The 20,134-nt window shown below is 70.7% G+C and carries 17 protein-coding genes; 4 read left to right on the forward strand and 13 right to left on the reverse strand.

Annotated features, from left to right (window positions below):
• Nucleotides 1-30: 30 nt before the first annotated feature.
• Entirely contained in the window at nucleotides 31-1,491 is a 1,461-nt protein-coding gene (locus ACMCNN_RS18180; RefSeq protein ID WP_412741703.1) for an FAD-binding oxidoreductase, read from the reverse strand.
• A gap of 191 nt (nucleotides 1,492-1,682) precedes the next feature.
• On the opposite strand from ACMCNN_RS18180, the gene ACMCNN_RS18185 reads away from it, so the two are divergent.
• On the forward strand, nucleotides 1,683-3,167 hold the full coding sequence (locus ACMCNN_RS18185; RefSeq protein ID WP_412741704.1) for an alkaline phosphatase family protein: 1,485 nt from the start codon (nucleotides 1,683-1,685) through the stop codon (nucleotides 3,165-3,167).
• An 80-nt stretch (nucleotides 3,168-3,247) separates the two neighbouring features.
• Here the strand turns inward: ACMCNN_RS18185 and ACMCNN_RS18190 are convergent, their stop codons facing one another.
• Entirely contained in the window at nucleotides 3,248-4,372 is a 1,125-nt protein-coding gene (locus ACMCNN_RS18190; protein WP_412741705.1) for an alkane 1-monooxygenase, read from the reverse strand.
• 75 nt (nucleotides 4,373-4,447) lie between these two features.
• Here ACMCNN_RS18190 and ACMCNN_RS18195 point away from each other — a divergent pair, with 75 nt between their 5' ends.
• Nucleotides 4,448-5,068, forward strand: a complete 621-nt coding sequence (locus tag ACMCNN_RS18195; RefSeq protein ID WP_412741706.1) for a TetR family transcriptional regulator — start codon at nucleotides 4,448-4,450, stop codon at nucleotides 5,066-5,068.
• A 25-nt stretch (nucleotides 5,069-5,093) separates the two neighbouring features.
• Here the strand turns inward: ACMCNN_RS18195 and ACMCNN_RS18200 are convergent, their stop codons facing one another.
• Nucleotides 5,094-5,372 (reverse strand): hypothetical protein, encoded by a 279-nt coding sequence (locus ACMCNN_RS18200; protein ID WP_412741707.1) that lies wholly within the window; start codon nucleotides 5,370-5,372, stop codon nucleotides 5,094-5,096.
• A 26-nt stretch (nucleotides 5,373-5,398) separates the two neighbouring features.
• Complete coding sequence (locus tag ACMCNN_RS18205) at nucleotides 5,399-5,650, reverse strand: hypothetical protein (protein WP_412741708.1); 252 nt, start codon at nucleotides 5,648-5,650, stop codon at nucleotides 5,399-5,401.
• A 632-nt stretch (nucleotides 5,651-6,282) separates the two neighbouring features.
• On the opposite strand from ACMCNN_RS18205, the gene ACMCNN_RS18210 reads away from it, so the two are divergent.
• Nucleotides 6,283-7,173, forward strand: coding sequence for a helix-turn-helix domain-containing protein (locus ACMCNN_RS18210; protein ID WP_412741709.1), 891 nt, complete (start codon nucleotides 6,283-6,285; stop codon nucleotides 7,171-7,173).
• Nucleotides 7,174-7,314: 141 nt separating this feature from the next.
• Here the strand turns inward: ACMCNN_RS18210 and bglS are convergent, their stop codons facing one another.
• From bglS to ACMCNN_RS18245, 7 genes are all read right to left on the reverse strand, one after another.
• Nucleotides 7,315-8,106 (reverse strand): beta-glucanase, encoded by a 792-nt coding sequence (gene bglS, locus ACMCNN_RS18215; protein ID WP_412741710.1) that lies wholly within the window; start codon nucleotides 8,104-8,106, stop codon nucleotides 7,315-7,317.
• 285 nt (nucleotides 8,107-8,391) lie between these two features.
• Nucleotides 8,392-9,378 (reverse strand): transcriptional regulator TrmB, encoded by a 987-nt coding sequence (locus ACMCNN_RS18220; RefSeq protein ID WP_412741711.1) that lies wholly within the window; start codon nucleotides 9,376-9,378, stop codon nucleotides 8,392-8,394.
• A 116-nt stretch (nucleotides 9,379-9,494) separates the two neighbouring features.
• Nucleotides 9,495-13,190, reverse strand: coding sequence for a S8 family peptidase (locus tag ACMCNN_RS18225; RefSeq protein ID WP_412741712.1), 3,696 nt, complete (start codon nucleotides 13,188-13,190; stop codon nucleotides 9,495-9,497).
• A gap of 90 nt (nucleotides 13,191-13,280) precedes the next feature.
• Nucleotides 13,281-14,132 carry a PaaX family transcriptional regulator C-terminal domain-containing protein gene (locus ACMCNN_RS18230; RefSeq protein ID WP_412741713.1) on the reverse strand — a complete coding sequence of 284 codons (852 nt, stop codon included), beginning with the start codon at nucleotides 14,130-14,132 and terminating at the stop codon, nucleotides 13,281-13,283.
• Nucleotides 14,105-16,486, reverse strand: coding sequence for a bifunctional salicylyl-CoA 5-hydroxylase/oxidoreductase (locus ACMCNN_RS18235; RefSeq protein ID WP_412741714.1), 2,382 nt, complete (start codon nucleotides 16,484-16,486; stop codon nucleotides 14,105-14,107). Before ACMCNN_RS18235 ends, ACMCNN_RS18230 begins: the two co-directional genes overlap by 28 nt.
• Nucleotides 16,487-16,495: 9 nt before the next feature.
• Entirely contained in the window at nucleotides 16,496-17,416 is a 921-nt protein-coding gene (locus ACMCNN_RS18240; protein WP_412741715.1) for an acyl-CoA thioesterase, read from the reverse strand.
• Entirely contained in the window at nucleotides 17,413-17,889 is a 477-nt protein-coding gene (locus ACMCNN_RS18245; protein ID WP_412741716.1) for a cupin domain-containing protein, read from the reverse strand. The genes ACMCNN_RS18240 and ACMCNN_RS18245 overlap by 4 nt, the downstream gene beginning before the upstream one ends.
• 115 nt (nucleotides 17,890-18,004) lie before the next feature.
• On the opposite strand from ACMCNN_RS18245, the gene ACMCNN_RS18250 reads away from it, so the two are divergent.
• Entirely contained in the window at nucleotides 18,005-18,424 is a 420-nt protein-coding gene (locus ACMCNN_RS18250; protein WP_412741717.1) for a RidA family protein, read from the forward strand.
• A 3-nt stretch (nucleotides 18,425-18,427) separates the two neighbouring features.
• On the opposite strand, the gene ACMCNN_RS18255 is transcribed toward ACMCNN_RS18250, so the two are convergent.
• Together ACMCNN_RS18255 and ACMCNN_RS18260 are read right to left on the reverse strand one after the other, a co-directional pair.
• A complete protein-coding gene (locus ACMCNN_RS18255; RefSeq protein ID WP_412741718.1) occupies nucleotides 18,428-18,628 on the reverse strand; it encodes a DUF6052 family protein in 201 nt (66 codons plus the stop codon).
• Nucleotides 18,629-18,657: 29 nt separating this feature from the next.
• A complete protein-coding gene (locus tag ACMCNN_RS18260; RefSeq protein ID WP_412741719.1) occupies nucleotides 18,658-20,043 on the reverse strand; it encodes a phenylacetate--CoA ligase family protein in 1,386 nt (461 codons plus the stop codon).
• Nucleotides 20,044-20,134 lie beyond the last annotated feature (91 nt).

Below are 20,134 nucleotides of genomic sequence, written 5' to 3' on the forward strand. Positions count from 1 at the left end.
ACGAGTTCCGCGTGGCCCGACCGCGGCGCCTCAGGCGCGCAGGACGGACTGCGGGAAGTCGAAGACGCGGTCCGGGTCGTACCTGCGGATCACCTGCCGCAGGCGGGGCAGGTTGGCGCCGTAGTAGGCGCTCGCCCAGTCCTTCTGGCCCGGATTCAGATAGTTGACGTACGCGCCGCTGCCGACGATCGGCGCGAGCGCCTGCTGCACCGCGAGCACCGCCGGGCCGTTGGCCGCGTTGCCGCTGTAGACCTGCACCGAGGCGTGCGCGCCGCGGTGGGCGAACGCGGTGTCCGCGGTCCCGACCCGCCCCACCTGACCGCGCAGCGAGTCGAACAGCAGCACCATGCCCTGCTGCCTGCTCATCAGCGCGACGACCCGGTCCGCGATGGACGACGTGACCGTACGGTCGAGCATCCGCGACGCGGCCCGGAAGGCCTCGTGGCCGCCGGCGTGGCAGGCGGAGATCGTCTTGCCGAGGCAGCCGGCGAAGTACTTCATCGCGGAAAGGTAGTCGTAGGTGTGGGTCGTCCGGGAGGTCGGGTTCGCGCCGACCGCGGTGATCAGCGCGGAGAGGTGGGCGGCGAGCGTCGGGGCGGAGCCGGTCCAGGTGCCGGTGACCCGGTTGGTCGGCGTGCTCGCCGCGGTGACGGCGCACAGCGAGGTGAGCCGGTCCGGCGCGGCGTCCATCCACTGTGACCAGGCACGCAGCACGCGGGACGTCCGCGACGCCGGGAAGCGCAGCGAGAAGATCGTGACGGTGGGCGCCGGGACCGTACCGAAGGTGAAGCTGGTGACGATGCCGCCGTTGCCGCCCCCGCCACCGCGCAGCGCCCAGAACAGGTCGGCGTCGTGGTTGCCGTCGACCGTGTGCAGGGCGCCGTCCGCCGTGACGACCGTGGCCGACTTGAGGTGGTCGCAGGTGAGACCGTAGGTCCGGGCAACCACGCCGATGCCGCCGCCGAGGGTGCTGCCGGCGACGCCGACCGTCGGGCAGGATCCGGCCGGGAGCGCGCGGCCGTGCGCGGCCAGCGCCGAGTAGAGGTCGATGAGCTTGACGCCGGCGCCGACGACCGCCGTACCGTCGCTCGTGACCGTGATCCCCTTGAGCGCCGACAAGTCGACGACGACACCGTTGTCCGGCGTCGAGAAGCCGGCGTAGCTGTGCCCACCCGCGCGGGCGGCGAGCGGCACGCCGTGCCCGCGCACCCGCCGCACGCACGTGCGCACGTCATCGGCGCCGGCCACCTTGGCGATCGCGGCCGGTTTCCGTACGCCGAGGGCACTGTTGTACGGCTTGGCCGCCGTGGCGTATCCGGTGTCGCCGGGCCGCAGCAGCGGACCCGTGAGGGCCCGCTTCAGCCCGGCGTAGTCGACAGCGGTGGCCGCCTCGGCCAGCGGTTCTCCCAGCAGCCCCGTACCGGCGACCGCCGCACCGGCCGCCGCCGTCAGAGCCAGGAACCGCCGTCGTCCGAACCTCACTTCACCCATGCACGGGACGCTACGAGCCGGCTGCGGCCGCCACGTCACGCTTTCGTGCCGAACCGCGCCTCGCGCCGCCGCCCACCCCGGTGCGGCAGAGATGGGTCCGGACCCGTCACCACCCGCCCACCCGGCGGACCCGCTGTGTTCATATTGACTGACTTCGATACGAAGCCCATGGATCACACCTGGAGGTGACGATGCCACCCATCGGACGCCGGGCCCTCGCCGCGGCCCTGCTGGTCGGCGCGGTCCTGACCGTGCCCGCCGCACCCGCAGCGGGAGCCGCGCCGGTCAAGAAGCTGCTCGTCGTGGGCATGGACGGGCTCAACTGGGACAATGTCGTCGCGGCGAACGCGCCGAATCTGCACGACCTGGCGGCGCAGGGCATGCTGGGCCGCAGTCTCGTGCAGTGCCCGACGACGGCCGAGTCGTCCAGCGGGCCGGGCTGGTCGAACATCGCCACCGGAGTGTGGCCGGACCGGCACGGCGTCAAGAACAACACCTTCATCGGCAGGCAGTACGGCACCTACCCGGACTTCCTGACCCGGCTGGAGCGGGCCGACCCGGCGTACGCCACCTACTCGGCCGTCGACTGGCCGTCCCTGCACAACCAGGGGACGTTCTCGTCCGCGATCGACACCCGGGTCACCTTCGACGGCGACGCGAACGGCTACCCGGCCGAGGATGAGCGGACCACGACCGACGCGGTCGGCCGGCTGAGCAACGGCGGCCCGGACGCCTCCTTCGTCTACCTCGGCAACACCGACGTGGTGGCGCACGCCTCCGGCACCGGCGCGGCGTACCAGGCCGCCATCGAGAAGCAGGACCAGCAGCTCGGACGGATACTGACCGCGGTGCGCTCCCGGCCCACGTACGGTCAGGAGGACTGGCTGATCATGGTGACCACCGACCACGGTCACCGGATCCCGCAGGGTGGCCACGGCGGCTGCGGCATCGACGAGCGCGGCACCTTCGTCCTCGCGAGCGGCGCCGGGATCAGCGCGGGATCCCGGCCCATCGACGTACGCCAGGTGGACGTCGCCGCCTCGGCGCTGGCGCACTTCGGCGTGGCGGCCACCCTGGACGGCAAGAGCGTCCGGGTACGCTCCACCGACCCGTTCGACGGCCTCGCGCTGCGTACCCGGGTGGACGAGACCGGTACCCCCGCCACGCTGGCGGGCTGGACCCCTACCGCGCCGACCGGCTGGTCGGTGATCCGCAGTGCCATGCCCACCGGCGGGGTCACCGAGTGGCGCGGCTGGTCGTTCGCCACCGACGAGTTCTGGAGCCGCGCGCAGAGCGGTCAGGAGCGGGAGAACGCCCTGCGTACCCGCGGCGTCTTCGCCGTCGCCGACAGCGACGAGTTCGCCGACAAGTCCGGCGGCGGCAGCTACGACTCCACTCTCGTCTCGCCCGCGTACCCCGTGGCCGCGGGGAGCACGGTCCGCCTGAACTACGTGACGCACTACCGGCAGGAGGGCAGCCAGAAGGGCGACGTCCTCGTCTCGTTCGACGGCGGCCCGGACCAGCTGGTGAAGCGGTACGTCGCGGACGCCCGCGCGACCGTCGAGTCGCTGCCGGTCACGGTCCCGGCCGGTGCTACCGCGATGACTGTGAAGTTCCGTTACTACGACGCCAGCAACAACTGGTACTGGGTCGTCGACGATCTCCGGATCGGCTGACGCCGACGGTGGCCGGAGGTCACGGCCTCCGGCCACCGCCACGGGTACGGCCCGCCGGTTCAGGTCCGGCACGGCGCCGATCACACCGACGACCGGCGGGCGGGCACCGTGTTGGCCAGGGTCACGTCGCCGCCGTAGTGGGCCAGCACCCGGTGATCCATGACCCGGCGCCACAGCGGCGGGACCAGGGCGAGCACGACCATCGTGGCGTACCCGGCGGGCAGCCGCGGCGAGACGTCGAAGGTCCGCAGGGTCTGGTAGCGGCGCAGCGGGTTGGCGTGGTGGTCGCTGTGCCGCTGCAGTTGGAACAGGAAAACGTTGGTGACCAGCCGATCGCTGTTCCAGCTGTGCCGTGGGTCGACCTTCTCGTACCGGCCGGCGGGGGTGCGTTGCCGCCGCAGGCCGTAGTGCTCCAGGTAGTTGACGACCTCCAGCAGGGAGAAGCCGACCACGGCCTGCACCAGCAGGAACGGCAGGACGCGCGGCCCGAACACCGCGGTCAGCGCCGCGAACAGTACGGCCGTCATGGCCCAGGCGTTGAGGATGTCGTTGCGGTACGTCCACGGCGAGCGGGAGCGGATCCGGAAGCGGGAGGTCTCCAGCCGCCACGCCGAGCGCAGGCTGCCCGGCACCGTCCGGGCCCAGAACCGGTAGTAGCTCTCCCCCAGCCGTGAGCTGGCCGGGTCCTCGGGCGTGGCGACCCGTACGTGATGGCCGCGGTTGTGTTCCACGAAGAAGTGGCCGTAGCCGGTCGGGGCGAGCGCGATTTTGGACAGCCAGCGCTCCACCGACTCGCGTTTGTGACCGAGTTCGTGCGCGGTGTTGATGGCGATGCCGTTGACCAGGCCGGCGGTGAGCACCAGCCCCGCCGCGGCGACCGGGCCGGGGCCCGCCGTCCAGACCGCGCACGCGGCGACCAGCGCCGCGTACTGCGCGGGCACGTACAGGTACGTGATCCAGCGGTAGTAGCGCGACGCCTGCAGCGCGGGCACCGCGTCCTCGGGCGGGTTCCCGCGGTCGTCGCCGAGGATCAGGTCGATGGCGGGGATGAGGCCGAGGATGACCACGGGGGTCAGCCACCAGGCCCAGGCGCCGCCGGTGAGGACGGCACACAGGAGCGAGACGAACGGCAGGGCGGGCACGACGAGCGCCAGGGGCCAGAGCGGACGCTTCGTGTCCCGCCAGGCGGGGGCAGCGATTTCCATGCCTCGATGCTTTACACGTACGATGCTGGTGTCAAGATTTTTGACACGCTGCCGTGCCGCGTCTACGGTCGTGCCGTGGTGACACCCGTCCGCTCGCTGCGCGAGCAGAACCGTCGGCTGTTGCGCGGGTCGCTGATCGCGGCCGCCCGCAACCTCGCCATCACCCGCGGCTGGGACGCGGTCCGCATGGCCGACGTCGCCGAGGCCGCGGGGGTCAGCCGGCAGACGGTCTACAACGAGTTCGCCAACAAGGCCGGCCTCGGCCAGGCGGTCGCGACCGAGGAGATCGAACGGTTCGTCGCCGCCGTCCGCACGGACCTGGCCACGCCCGGAGACGACATGCGGACCATCGCCGAGGCCACGATCCGGCACGTCCTCGTGGCGGCCGCGGAGAATCCGCTGGTCAAGGCGATCCTGACCGGCGCACGCGGCGGCGCCGACGACCTGCTGCCCTACCTGACCACCCGGGCCGACGTGGTGCTCGTACTGGCCGGCGACGCGGTCCGCGAATGGGCCGCCGCGCAGCTCGACGCCGACGCCACCGACCTCGCCCCGGCGGCCGAGTCGATCGTCCGGCTCGTGGTGAGCCACGTCGTGCTGCCCTCGGCCGCGCCAGAGACCGCGGCGGCCACCCTGGCGGACGTGGTGATGCGCCTGCTGCCGTTCCCGCCGAGGCCGGGCGGTGCGGAAAACTGACGCCGTCGGCCAGGTGGACACGGGTTCAGACTGGCGGCCGCTTCGCCACGGGGTGCTGTCGGTGGGCATCAGTACGGGCGTGCTTCGCTTCGTCACGTCGCGCCCAGACCGCCAGCCGGAGAGCCGTCCACAAGCGCAGCTTCGGGGAGCTATCGCAGGCGGCGAGGAGTTTGGCCAGTCCCTCTCGCTCCTCCGGTGGAACCACCGCGATGACGATGAGCACCGGCAGCGCAGCCGCGACGAGTTCGGTCAGGATCAGAACCGCGAGAGCTCCCGCGGCGACAAGCACGACGAATCCGGTCACAGAAACCCTCCATGTCATTGCCAGGGCTAGACGCCACTCACGGTTGCGAGGGCGGCGATGATCAGCATCGAGAGCGCCAGCAGGGTGGCGACGACGGCGAAGGCCGCAGCCGCGAAGGCGGGGATCAGAGCCTTCATCGGGGACATCGCCCGCTTGAGCGAGCGCAGGGCGACCATCAGGCAGACAGCCGCGACGGCCAGGTAGGTAAGCGGGTGGTGGATCCAGGACGCGCTCTGGCCGTCCAGAATCGCCGGTGAGGCAACGGAGAGGAGTGGCATTGCCGACCTCCGATCCTGATCGTGCGGGGGATCGCCGAGCATATGCAGGACCGGGCATGCCCATGATGTCGGAAGTTGCTGATAGCGATCACCAGTCATCACTTTCCGACCGGAGCCGACATGCCCGCCGAGGCTTCCTCATTGAATATTCGCTGATATGCTCCACTGTGGCAAGGTTCATCGTCGTGAATGAATTTCACTCAGACCCGTTTGGTAACAGAACGTACAAGCATGGGAACATCACGGTGCCGCAACGTAGCCAGACTGGCCGAACTGGGGAGTTGCGCGCCTGCCCAGCTGTGGTTAGGTGGGTCGCGGACCCGAATATTCCGTGGATCACGTGACCGCTGCGCTAATATGCGCGATGTGAACCATGACAATAAGGGCGTATCGGGCGCACCGAAACTGACTCTCGTTACCACGTTGTGCGGCGCAGGCAGCTGCCCGACCGTCTACAGGACAGACCGGAATACCCTTGTCGTACAGGGCTACATCGTTGCGGCAGAGAGCGTCGACGTCGATCTGCCTGCTGGCGAGCAGCTAGTGGAGATTCCCATGGAACTCTTGGCGGCCGCCATGCAAGCAGATGCATAGCATTGGTTGATGACCATGCTGGAGGGGGGCGAGTTGCGGTGCAGGACTCGCCCGACCTCCGCCCCGACCGGCCCATCGAGCCGGTAGGCGCCATCTTGGCCCGCTGGCGGAAGCGACAGAAGCTGACCGGTCAGGTGCTCGGCGACCGAGTCGGAATGAGCCAAGCCAAGATTTCCCGTTTGGAGAACGGAGTGGTCGCGGCGGAGCCCGGCGACGTCCGGCTGCTGGCCGAAGCGCTCGGGATGCCACAGGCCGAGGTCGAGCGCGTCGTGGAGCTAGCCGAGCATGCGGACAACCGGCTCACTGACTGGACCTGGGCCCAGCAGGGCCTTGCAACCGCGCAGAGCGAGATGGGCCGGATCGAGACGGCCGCAAAGGACCTGAGGGTCTTCCAGCCGGCCGTCGTCCCAGGGCTTCTCCAGACGAGTGAATATGCACGCGCCATCATGACCGAGCTGAAGGAGGAGCTGGACGACGCTCGGCTCGTCGATTCGGCTGTGATGGTCTCAGAGGCCGTCACAGCTCGGATGAAGCGGAGCGAGATCCTGGCTTTGCCCGATCGGGAGTTCCGCTTTCTGATCACGGAGCAAGTGCTGCGGAACCGGGTGTGCAGGCCGGCCGACATGATCGCGCAGATCGAACGCATGCGAGAGCTGGCCGCCCGTCCGAATGTCTACCTGCTGATCATCCCAGATCACGCACCGCTGCCCCTCGCTCCCTTCCATGGGTTCTACGTTGCCGACAACCGTTGGGTCAGCGTGGATCTGTTCAACACGTCCGTGATGTCGAAGGGGCACCGGACGGTTCGAATCTACCGCCGCGCCTTCGACGCCCTGGAGCGAGTCGCGTTGACAGACGCTGTCGATCTGCTCGACCACTACCAGGCCCGGTACGTACGAATGATGCTGCAGAACTCCGTCGCAAGCTGACCTGGCACGTCGTCACAGCAGGAACGCCTTGGCCAAACGGACCCGTGCGCAGCGTGTGCCCGAGCCGATGGCGTGTGGCCGGCCGGCGAACGACGTAGTGGACGTTCGCCGGCCGGCGGGGCGATTCCGGGGCGGTGGATGTCAGTACTTGGTGTACTTGGCCCAGTCGTAACGGGCGGTCAACGGCGTTCCCGGGTAGGCGAACGCGCCGAGCCAGCTGTCGACGCCAATGCCCGGCCACAGGTTGGCCATGATGCGTTGCGGATGGGTGGGCAGCGCGCCGCGCGAGCCGGTTTCCTGGTGGACGAGTTTGCCGTCCACGAACCAGTTGATGGTGCCCTGGTTCCACCATTCGATGGCGTAGTCGTGGTAGCCGGTCGAGGCGTCGAATCCCAGATTGATGATGGTTTCGTGTCCACCGACACCGTTGGTGAAGTAGTTGGTCTGCATCTGGGTGGTGTTCTTACCGAGGATCTCGACGTCGATTTCGTCCCACGGCTGGCCGTCACTGGGCCCGGTGTACGTGAAGAATGACGACACGGTGCCGGAGCGTTTGACGGCCATCATCCGCGTCTCGAAGCGGCCGTAGGAGAACAGGTCGTTGGAACGGTATTCGCCGGATGCGTACGGCATGCCCGAGCAGCCGCTGGGGCAGGTGGCGGTGTCGAGGTTGATGCCCATGACGCCACCGTTGAACCAGACGTGATCGGCCCGCCAGCCGACGTTGAAGGGGCTGCCGTTGGTCCAGCCGTCGGACTTGTACCAGCGGCCGGTGTCGAAGGAGTTGAAGTTTTCGACGAAGCTGCCACCGATGGCGGCCTGAGCCGTCGAGGCCCGGCTGAGCGTCAGCGCGGACACCAGCGCGATAACGAGGAATGGGGACAGGAACCAGCGGCGGACATTGACCCGGGGGCGGATCGTCGGCGGTCGCATGACGGCCTCCTCACGAGGCGATCGCGGCGTACGAGCATCCGCGCCGACAACGGCACCCTCCCATCCGTCGATCGGATAACGGGGTGATGGTTGTGCCGTGAAGCTCTCGCCTGGGGGATTTGACCACTGTGGAGCAATGGGGATGCAGTGGCCGGGAATGCGCGGGGGAAATCGAGCGTGGGAGCGCTCCCTGGCAAAAAGTTAACATCGTGCATACACCAGCACAAGCACTTGAGGTTCCGGAACGTAATCGCTCCGAAATGGGCCGTTCACGCGGGTCCGCGTTTACGCCCAGTTGTTGCGGGCGGCGTACCAGCCGAGTTGCATCCGGCTCTGCACGCCGGCCAGGTCCATCAGGTGGCGCAGACGCCGCTGCAGCGTACGCAGGGAAAGGTCGAGCTGGGTGGCGACCGCCTGGTCGGTGAGCCCGGCCAGCAGCAACGCCAGGATCCTGCGGTCCAGCGCGGTGGGCACGTCCGTCTCCACGTCCGTGCCGTCGGGCGCAGTGGGGCCGTCGAGGGCGCCGGCGTCGAGCGGGTGCGCATGGCGCCACACGATCTCGAACAGCGCGTCCATCGCGGTGAGCAACCCGGCCCGGTGCAGCAGGACCGCGCCGGGCTCCTCCCCGGCGACCGCCGTCAACGGCACCAGCCCCAGCTCGGCGTCGGCCAGCATCAGCTTGATCGGCAGCGACTCCGCCACCCGCACCTGGACGCCAAGGCGCAACGACTCCAGGGTCTCGGCGACCACGCCGGGCTCGGCCAGCGCCGGCCGGTCGATCACGACCCGGTAGCGCACGCCCTGCGCCACCTGCTGCGACTCCACCGGGTTCTCGCCCGGCGGCACGGCGACGAAGGGCGCGGTGACAAAGCTGCGGACCTCGCGGCGCGCGGCATGCTGCACCTGGGCGAACCGGTGCCGGATCGCCTCGACGCCCGTGACCACCTCGATCAACTCGCTGATCGAGCGGCCCGCCATCGCCCTGCGGTGCTCCTCGGCGAGGGTCACGAGGGCGAGTTCGGCGCTGCGCAGTTCCGCCCGCCGTTCGCTGATCAGCGCGCCGAGCGCGATCGCGGGCGGGGCCGCGGCGTAGACACCGTCGGGGGTGGACGTCACGAGGCCGCAGGCGATCAGGTGGGACAGCGAGGCCTCGACCTCGGCCACGGGTACGTGCAGCAGGCCGCCCAGCTCGGCCGGGCCGGCCCGGGCGCGCCCGGCGAGCGCGCCGTAGACCGCCTCGTCCCCGGGGTTCAGACCCAGCGCACCCAGCATCGGCGGCCGCCTCCCCTGCACCCGTAGCCGCGGAGAGAGTATGCGCCACGCTGAGGTCCCCTGCCCACCGCCATCGGGCCCCGCGACGTCGCCGCCCCGGGGCCCGTCGTGCGGTCTCACCGCAGACCGTACGCGCGGATGACCTCCTGGCTGATGGCGAAACCGGCGTCGGTGCGGCCGGTGGCGCGTACAGAGACGAAGCCGCCGGGCTGCCGGGGCAGCGCGAGCGTGCCGTTCCACCAGCCGGAATCCCTGCGTAGGCGCACCTGCTGCCAGGTGGCGCCGTCGTCGTAGGACACCTCCACGGTCACCGTGGTGACGGTGCCGGTGCCGGGACCGCCACCGGCCTGCGGGATCGGCTTGACGCGGATGTCCCGGACACGGCCCGACGGCAGGTCACCGTGCAGGTCGGTGTCGAGGCGGTACTCCATCTGCAGCAGGGCCATCGGGACGAAGTTGTCCGCGCGGTTGGTGCCGGAGACGAAGTCCCACTCGGTGTGGGAACGGGTGGACAGCCGCCACTGGTCGGCGGGGCGCGACGTGTCCAGCACCAGGCGGTAGGGCAGGGTCCCGGCCGGCACCGTCTCCTGCTGCAGGGACGCGCCGTGCTTGTCCTCGTACAGCAGGCGGTCGCCCTGGTACAGCTTCAGGTTGCTCGGCACCGAGCCCCACGGGAGGTAGCCGCCGGTCTCCAGGGTGTCCGCGGACGGGCTCCAGGCCTGCACGTTGAGCGTCATCATGTCGCGGTAGCGGCTGTTCTGCACCGCGAACGCCCGGTTGAACGCGGGCCGGACGGCCGGCGCGAACCAGTTCAGCCGGGTGGTGCGGCCCGCGGCGTACGTGTTGCGGTTGGACACGACGACCCAGTCGCCCTGGGCATGCGCCTCGTGCCAGAGCTGGTCCGGGCTGACCCACTCGGTGCGCGTGCCCGGGTGCCACTCCCGTTCCGGGAAACCGAGCGACGGGGTGAAGGTCATGTCGTACCGGAAGCCGGAACCCTCCACGGGCGTGGTGAGGTTGTAGTAGTGCGCGTCGATCCGGGCCAGGTCGCGGGGGCGCGGGTGGTAGGTGAGCGCCCTGTCCGGCACGTTGCCCGAGTAGTTGCGGGTCAGGTCGTAGACGTAGGCCGGGTACGGCACGTGGTCGACGACCGTCCGCCACGTCCCGGTCCGGGCCAGCGCGATCAGCCGCGCACCGGCGTCACGGTGGACCGAGGCGACGGGGATCGGCGCCGCGCCGACCGACTCGTTGAGCCGGCCGGCACCGTCGTTGACCACCAGCAGCAGCTTCGCCCCGGCGGCCACGGCGGCCGCGGCACGGTCGGTGGCGCTGACCGCGTCGCTGCGGTTCACCACGACGGCCCTGCCCTTCGCGGACAGCGAGGCGTAGTCGGCGGGCGCACCGTTGCCCGCGTAGACCACCGGCAGGATCTGCCGCCCGGCGGTCAGGGTGCTGCCCGGCTGCACCACGGCGTCCGGCGACGCCATCCCGGGTACGGTCAGGCTCAGCGGCGGCTCGCCCTTGCGCCACCGGGTGGTCATCGTGAACGTGCCCCGGGTGACCTTGTCGGTCGGCGTGACGTAGAGGTCGTCGTAGCCGGGCGGCACCAGGACGCCGTCGCGGAAGCTGTCGCCGTCGGGGTACTGGACGGTCAGGTCGATCTTGCTCTGCCGGTCCTGGCTGCGCTGCGGCGTGGTCGTGTCCAGCAGGCGGGCCTTGCTGGCGTCCAGCACCACCTCGGCGCCCTTGCCGTCGAGCACGGTCTCCGGGTCCAGCAGCGCGGCGTAGCCGAGCGAGTCGGGCCGCTCCCCGGGCACGGTCAGCGACGAATCCACGGTGTAGGTGCCCGGCGGCATGCGCAGCGTCATCTCACCGGCGACGGTGGAGTACCACGGGTACTCCTCACCATCCTTCTTGATCACCACGGGGGCGGTGGCGGGCTTGCCGTCCCGGCCGATCAGCTTGATCTTCAGGTCGTACCGTTCGTCCTCCTTGATCAGGGCGAGCGAGGTACGCGTGACCGCGGCGCCCGTGGCGGCGTCGGTGCCGACGACGTACCCGGTGAACCGGCCCGTGCCGGGCCCGGCCGGGTCACCGCTGACCGGGACCGTCGCGGTGCCGCCCGCGGGCACGGTCACCGCGGCGGCGCCCAGCGTGAACGGGCCGGTCGCGGCCAGCTTCAGGGTCACCGCGGTGCTGCCGGAGTTCGTGAACGTCACCTGTTTGGTCACCGGCGGTTCGGTGGGCCTGTGGGGCCACAGGAAGTTGCCGAAGAACACCGAACCGGTCGCCCGCACGTCGTCGCGCACGGCGGCCGCGACATCCACCCGGCCGGCGCCGACCTGGTACGGCGTGTAGTCCCCGGCCAGCCCCTTCGCGCTGCTCATCAGCGCCTCCTTGAGCTGGGCCCCCGTCCAGTCGGGATGCCGCTGGGCCAGGATCGCCGCCGCGCCTGACACGTGCGGGGTGGCCATCGAGGTGCCGCTGAGACTGCGGTACAGGCCGGTGCCGGAGGTCATCTGCTGCGAGCGGGCCGCGGTGATGTCGACGCCGGGAGCGGTGAGGTCAGGCTTCAGCGCGCCGCTGTTCACCAGCGGGCCGGTGCTGGAGAACGACGCCAGCGCGTCCTTCTTGTCCACGGCGCCGACGGTGAGGGCGCTGGCGGCGGCGCTCGGGGTGCCGATGCTCTCCGGGCCCGAGTTGCCGGCGGCGATGACGAACAGCGTGCCGTACCGGGCGGAGAGTGTGTCCACCGCGACCGCCATCGGGTCGGTCCCGTCGGAGAGCGTCGGGTCGCTCAGGCTCATGCTGACCACGTCCGCGCCGGATTCGGCCGCCCACTGCATGCCCGCCAGCACCCACGAGTCCTGGCCGTAACCGCCGTCGTTGAGGACCTTGCCGACGATGAGGTCGGCGCCGGGCGCGACGCCCCGGTACGAGCCGCCGGAGGCCGCCCCGGTGCCCACGATCGTCGACGCGACGTGGGTGCCGTGGCCGTTGACGTCGGAGGTGTCCTCGCCGGGGACGAAGCTGACCCTGTCGTCGATCCGGCCGGCGAGGTCGGGGTGGGTCGCGTCCACGCCGGTGTCCAGCATGGCGACCCTGACGCCGTGCCCGTCGTACCCGGCGGCCCACGCCTCGGGGGCGCCGATCTGCGGCACGCTCTCCTTGAGGGTGGCGGTGACCCGCCCGTCCAGCCAGAGCTTGGCCACCCCGCCACCGAGCGCGGCGGGGGCATGGCCCGCGCGCGGTGCGATGGTGGTCCAGAACGGGCGGGTCTGCTTCTTGTCCACCGCCAGCGCCGCGGCACCGACGCGCCGCAGGTCGCGGACCAGCCTGGCGCCGCGCGGGGCGACGGGTGCGGCCGCGCGCCCGCCCGCCGGGTAGGCGCTGATCACGGGCAGGGTGCCGGTGTGCGCGTCGTCGTACCCCATCTCCAGCAGGTCGGTGACGTTGAACAGGCGGCGGTCCAGCCTGTTCGCGCCGAGCAACGGCAGCGCCTCGTCGGGCAGGACGTAGAGGTCGCCGCCGCTGCGCTGCAGGCGTACCGCGCCGGGGGCGCCGGCCGGCCGGTCCACGTCGACGGTTTCCGCGCCGTCGGCGGACGTGGTCACCGTGACCACGTCCCCGGTGATCAGCGTGAGGGTGTGCCGGGATCCGGCGGTGGTGGTCGGGGGCGTGCCGGGGATGGCGGCGTTCGCGGGAGTCGGGGTGGTGGTGATTCCGCCGGCGATCAGTCCGGCAGCCGCTGCGGCGGCCATCAACCGGCGCCGCACCGTACCGGGTGCCGAGGACTGCGAGGGGGATGGCATGTGAATGTTTTTATAGCTGCGCGCCGGTCCGGTGAACACCTGGCGATGGCGGAGTGGCGCCACGGCACAACTCCGCCATCGCCGCTCAGATCACCGGTGGATCACCGCGATGGCGTGTTCCCGGGCCGCCGCGCTCAGTGCCGCGTTCAACTCGTGGAACAGCGCCTCCGCCGTGACGCCGTTCCAGCCGGGGGGCAGGAGCGCCAGCGGGAGGCCGGGGTCGCGGTACGGCAGGCGGCGCCACTCGGTGAGCATCGGCACGTACGCCGTGAAGGCGTCCAGCGGCGTGGTCGCGGTGACGCGTTCGCGCAGGGGGCGGTGCACTCGGAGGAAGTCGGCGTACAGTCCGGCGAGCTCGTCGAGGTCCCACCAGGTACGGATCTTCGACCGCAGGTCGCCGAAGGCGTAGTAGTCGCCGGTGAAGATGTCGACGTAGGTGGCGAGCCCACGGCGTTCGAGGGTGTGCCGGGTCTCGGTCGCGAGGTTTCCCGGTGCGATCCACACTCCCGGGGCGGCGGTGCCGAAGCCCAGCCTGGTCAGGCTGGCCCGCAGCTCGTGGCGCTTCTCCCGCTCCGACTCCGGCACCGAGAACACCACCATGAGCCACCCGTCGGCAGGCACCGCCCGCCCTCGCTGGAAGATCCGCACATCCCCCTCGGCCAGCAGTTCCACAGTGGAGTCGGCCAGGACATAACCCGCGGCCCCGTCGTGGCGGACGCTGTCCAGCACGCCGCGACGTTTCAGCCGGGAGACGGCCGAGCGGACGGCCTGCCCGTCCACGCCCAGATCCGCCATCAGGCGCACCACGGCCGCCACCGACAGCCAGTTGTGTTCGGCGCGGGCGTACAGTCCGAAGATCGTCAGGATCAGCTGGGCGAGACGGACGTCCCGGCCGGTGGTCACCGCGGACGGGCTCACCGGTCTGCCGTCTGCGGAGCGCACGGCCGCCAGCGTACGTGGACGTCGTCGCCGGTGGTCTCCGGGCGCAACAGGGACAGGCGCGGGCGGATCGCGTCGGTGCGCGCGGTGGGCGGCCGGCGGCTACCCGCCGCGAACTGCACAGGCCAGTCCGCCCCGGCGCCGCGGTACTCCTGCTCGGCGGCGGCGTTCAGCGTCCACTGTGGGTCGTACAGATGGGTACGGCCCAGAGCGCACAGGTCCGCGCGTCCGGCCAGCAGGATCGAGTTGACGTCGTCGTAGGAGGAGATGGCCCCGACCGCGATCACGGCCGTCCCGGTGCCGGCGGCCACCTCGTGCCGGATCCGGTCGGCGAACGGCGTCTGGTACGTACGCCCGTACGCCGGCTTCTCGTCCTTGGTGACCTGACCGGTGGAGACGTCGATCCCGTGGGCGCCGTGCGCGACGAAGGCGGCGGCGATCCGGACCGCGTCGTCGGCGGTGTTGCCGTCCGGGACCCAGTCGGTGGCCGAGATGCGGACCAGCAACGCCCGGTCGGCCGGCCACACCGCCGCGACGGCGTCGAAGACCTCCAGCGGATAGCGCAGCCGGTTCTCGATGCCGCCGCCGTACTCGTCGCCGCGCTGGTTGGCGACGGGTGAGAGGAACGACGACAGCAGATAGCCGTGGGCGCAGTGCAGTTCGAGGACGTCGAAGCCGCAGGCCGCGGCGCGCTCGGCGGCGGCGACGAACTCGTCGCGGACCACGTCCATGTCCGCGCGGGTCATCTCGCGGGGCGTCGCCGATCCGGGCCCGTACGGCAGTGGTGACGGTCCGATGATCTCCCAGTTGCCGTCGGGGAGCGGGTCGTCCATGCCGTCCCACATGAGCCTGGTCGAACCCTTGCGCCCCGAGTGGCCGAGCTGTACGCCGATCCGGGCGGTGGACCGGGCGTGGACGAACTCGACGATCCGCCGCCACTGCCGCTCCTGCTCGCCGGTCCACAGGCCCGCGCAGCCGGGGGTGATGCGGCCCGGCGCGGAGACGCAGACCATCTCGGTCATGACGAGCGCCGCGCCGCCGAGCGCCTTGGAGCCGAGGTGCACCAGGTGCAGGTCGCCCGGCACGCCGTCGACGGCCGAGTACATGTCCATGGCGGACACGAGGATGCGGTTCTTCAGCCGCAGCGGCCCCAGCTGGTAGGGCTGGAACATGGCCGGTGTGTCGGCGTGGCCCCCGGTCCGTTCGGCGAACCGGCTGCCGATCAGCCGGGCGAACCGCTCGTCGCGGGCGCGCAGGTTGTCGTAGGTGATGCGGCGTGACCTGGTGAGCAGGTTGAAGCAGAACTCGATCGGCTCCTGGCGGGCGTAGACGCCGATGTTCTCGAACCACTCCAGCGAGGCTTGCGCGGCCCGCTGTGTCGACTCGACCACGGGACGGCGTTCCGCCTCGTAGGCGGCCAGGGCCGCGCCCGGGTCGTGGTGCTCGTGCAGGCAGGCGGCCAGGGCCAGGGCGTCCTCCATGGCCAGCTTCGTGCCGGAGCCGATGGAGAAGTGGGCGGTGTGCGCGGCGTCGCCGAGCAGGACCACGGTGCCACTGGTCCACCGGGCGTTGCGGACGGTGGTGAACTCCAGCCATCGGGAGTGGTTGCCGAGCAGCCGGTGGCCGCCGAGCTCGGCGTCGAACAGCTCGCGGATCCGGGCCAGCGCGAACTCGTCGGAGGAACCGGGCGGCAGCTCGGCGCCCTCGGTCGCATCGAAGCCGGCGGCGCGCCACACATCGGAGTGCATCTCCACGATGAAGGTGGAACCGCTTTCCGAGTACGGGTAGCCGTGGACCTGCATGGTCCCCCAGCGCGTCTGCTTGATGAAGAACTGGAACGCCTCGAAGACCTGGTCGGTGCCGAGCCAGATGTACTTGTTGTGGCGTACGTCCAGTGAGGGCTGGAAGTCGTCGGCGTACCGCGCCCGGATCCGGGAGTTGCTGCCGTCGCTCGCGACGACCAGGTCGTACTGGCGGCGGAGCTGGTCGACGTCGGGTGCGGGCGTACGGAAATGTGTCATGACCCCGAGGGCGGCGCACCGCTGCTGCAGCAGGGCGAGCAGGTCCTGGCGGCTCATGGCGGCGAAGCCCTGGCCGCCGACGGTGTGCCGGTGCCCGTCGAGGTGGATGTCGATGTCGGTCCAGCGGGCGAACCTGGCCGCCATCGTCGCGTAGAACTCGGCGTCGGCGTTCTCGATGCCACCGAGGGTCTCGTCGGAGAACACCACGCCGAAGCCGAACGTGTCGTCGGGGGCGTTGCGTTCCCAGACGGTGATGTCGTGGGTGGGGTCGAGCTGCTTCATCAGGGCGGAGAAGTACAGCCCGGCTGGTCCCCCTCCGACGACGGCGATGCGCATGGCGGTCCCTCAGTGTGGATCGAACGGGGCCCGGACGAGGCCTTCCTGGGCGACGGTGGCCAGGTGGACGCCGTCGGAGGTGAAGAAGCGGCCCGTGCCCAGGCCACGGCCGTGCTCGATGGCGACGGCCTCCTGCAGGTAGAGCAGCCAGCCGTCGACCGCTCCGGTGCGGTGGAACCACATGGCGTGGTCGAGGCTGGCCGTGACCAGGCCGGGCCGGGCCCAGGGCAGGCCGAGCACGCGCAGGAGCGGTTCGAGGATGGTGTAGTCGCAGACGTAGGCGAGTGCGGCCTGGTCGCGGACGGCAGGTGTCAGGCCGGGCACGTCGCGCAGCGCGTCGAACGGCTTGATCCAGACCGCCTGGTGGCCGGTGGCCGCCCCGTCGACGTCGAGGTAGACCGGGCCGGGAACGTGGCGCAGGTCGAAGCTGCGTCCGCCGGACCAGTACGCCTTGGCCGCGTCGGTCATCGTGCCCGCGGCCGGGGTGCCGGGCACCGCGTCGCGCAACACGTCCGCGGCCGACGGCAGCGTCCCGGGTGCCGGAACGTTCTCGGGCGCCGTGCTGCGGTAGCTGCCGCCGGGCTCGCCGATGTGGAACGACGCGAGTCCGGCGTAGATCGCCTTGCCGTCCTGGAACGCCCGTACCTGCCGGGTGGAGTAGCCGCGGCCGTCGCGCAGCCGTTCCACCTCGTACCGCACGGCGGCGCCGATCCGGGCCGGGCGCAGGAAGTAGCTGTGCATGGAGTGCAGGCGCCGGTCCGCGCCGACGGAGCGCATCACCGCGGTGGCGGCCTGGGCGACCAGGTCACCGCCGTACGCCTTGGGCCAGGGGCACGGCTGGGTCGTCGCCTCGTACGCCTCGTCGAAGACCTGTGGCGGCACCGGGGTGAGGGTGATCGCCTCGGTCAGGATGCCGGAGGTGGCGTTCACGCGCGCCGGAACCCGGTGAGGTCCTCGTCGAGGACGTCGGCCAGGTTGACCACCAGGTTCTCCGGCGTACGCGTGGTGAGCCAGGTCAGCTCCTCGGTGGTCGACATGTTGCATTCGACGTGGGGCAGGAACGGCGGCACGAACACCCAGTCCCCGGTCTCCAGATCGACGTACTGCGCGAAGTTGTCGCCGTAGTAGATGCGTGCCCTGCCGGACAGGACGTAGCCGCCGGTCTCGGCCTCGCCGTGGTGGTGTGGCAGCGAGCGGAAGCCGGCCCGGTTGAGGACCTTGCCGTACCACAGCCTGCGGGCGGGGGTGTGCTGGATGCTGACCCCGGAGATCCGGACCGCTCCCCCGGACGACATGGTCTGTACGTCTTCCTGGCCGGCTCGGGTGACCACCGGCCCGAGGCTGCCGTCCGGCAGCATGTAGGCGGTGGCGTCGCCCTCCAGCTGGTATCCCTCGAAGTTCACCGGGCATCTCCTCGATCCCTGACGAAACCGTCCCGTCGACACCGTATAGCCAATTTCCCACGACCGTCAGATAAAGTCTATAAGCACGAGAGCAACCCGAGCCCGAGGAGCACCGATGGCGCCCATGCCGATCAACCCGCCGTCCCTGCCGGCACCGAGCGGCTACTCGCACGGCACGCTCGTCGGCAACACGCTCCACCTGGGCGGGCAGACGGCCCTCGACGCCGAGATGCGGATCGTCCCCGGCGGGATCGTGGCGCAGTTCCGGCAGGCATTCGGCAACGTGCTCACCACGCTGCGCGCCGCGGGCGGGATCCCCGAGGACCTGGTCAGCATCACGATCTACCTGACGGACATCCCCGATTACCAGGCCCACGGCCGGGAGATCGGCAAGGTCTGGCGCGAGCTGGCCGGGCCCGTCTATCCGGCCATGGCCGGCATCGGCTGCACCGCGCTCTGGCAGCCGGAGGCGCTCATCGAGATCCTCGGCGTCGCGGTGATCCCCGACGAGCGCCTGATCCGGCCGGCAACCTGACCTTCAGCAACCGTCGTCGAGCAGGTGCTCGAAGCTCAGGCCGAGATCGGTCACCGCGACGGCGATTGGCGCCAGTGCCGCGCGGGCGTTCGCCGCGACACACGGTGTCGGCGCCTCGCGGGCCAGCTCGCGCAGCAGCCGGTACGCGTCGAGCAGCGTGCGCTCCTCGGCGGTGAGCGGGTTGTCCAGCAGATCCCGGGTCACGTCCGGTCCTCTCGCCGATGGGGTGGGGCTCATGCCCGCACTGTCGTGTGCTCGGTCGCCGGGCGCAGATCGGTGAGGCGTTTCGCCTTGAGTTCGAAGCGGGGCAGGGCGCCGGGGGCGGCGCGTTCGAGAATGAACAGCAGCCCCTCGTGCGCCTCGGCCAGCTCCACGACCAGCGCCTCGGCGAGCGCGGTCCAGGCCGCGTCGTCGAAGCGTGGGTGCGGCTCCACCTGGAGCACCACCTCGTCGCGGACTCCGCGCCGCTCGATCCGGATCTGGAACTCCTCGATCCCGTCGTGCGTACGCAGGATCGCCTCGATCGCACCGGGATAGACGTTGGTGCCCCGCACCAGCTTCATGTCGTCGGCCCGGCCCACGATGCCGCCCTCGTACAGGTCCCAGGTACGGCCGTTGCCGGCGGCCGCGGCCGGCTGGCGGACCACGAGGTCGGCGGTGCGGTACCGCAACAGCGGGATCATGCTGCGGCCGAAGGAGGTGCACACCCGTTCGCCGCGTTCGCCGTACCCGAGCCGTTCGCCCGTCTGCGGGTCGATGACCTCCTCGATGAAGTGGTCCTCGATAATGTGGCAGCCGCCGGGCTGGTTCTCCGGCTCGAACATGAAGATGGTCGAGACCTCTGTCATTCCGGCCGTGTCGAAGGCCTTCGCCCCCCATTGCCGTTCGATCAGTGCCTTGGTCTCCACGATGGAACCGGCCGGTTCGCCGGAGAGCACGAGCCGGGACACCGCCGAGCCGGGCAGGTCGAGGCCGAGCGCCTCGGCCTCCTGGGCCATGCGCATCGCGTAGGTCGGGGTCGTCGCCACCACTGTCGCGCCGAAGTCGACGATCTGCCGTACCCGGGCCGCGGTGGTCTGCGCGCCGCCGGGGATGGTCAGCGCACCGACCTTCTCCAGGCCGTTGTGCAGTCCCCAGAAGCCGATGAACGAGCCGTAGCCGAACGCGACGTAGCCGATGTCGGTGGCGCGCACCCCGATCCCCCACAGCGCGTACGCCCACATCTCCGCCGCCCACGACCAGTCCTTGCGGGAGTCCAGGGCCCGCAGCGGTGTCGAGCCGGAGGTGCCGCTGGTCGTGTGCAGGCGGATCGCGGCCTCATGCCCGGCGACCGGCAGCTCGCCGTAGGGCGGGCGTTCGGCCTGGCTCTGCATCCACTGCTCCCGGGTCAGGAACGGGATGCGCTGGAGGTCGTCGAGCGTCCGCAACTGGTCCGGGGAGAACTTCGCCGCGGCGAAGCTGCGCCGGTAGAACGGGCTGCGGGCCTGGGCCCACTCGGCGACCGCACGGAGCTTTGCCAGCTGCAGCGCCGACAGCTGCTCGCGGGGCATGCATTCGGTCTTCGGATTCCAGTACGGCGCCGCGACGGTCATCACCACCACACCCTTCCTGCTCTGCACGTGCGCCGTGCCCGAACCAGGCGAGGATCACCGGTGTGGTCCGTCTGTGACGACGGCCACTTCCGAACAATATTGCATCTACAACGACCGT

The organism is Krasilnikovia sp. MM14-A1004 (assembly GCF_047159485.1).
Classification (GTDB): Bacteria; Actinomycetota; Actinomycetes; order Mycobacteriales; family Micromonosporaceae; genus Actinoplanes.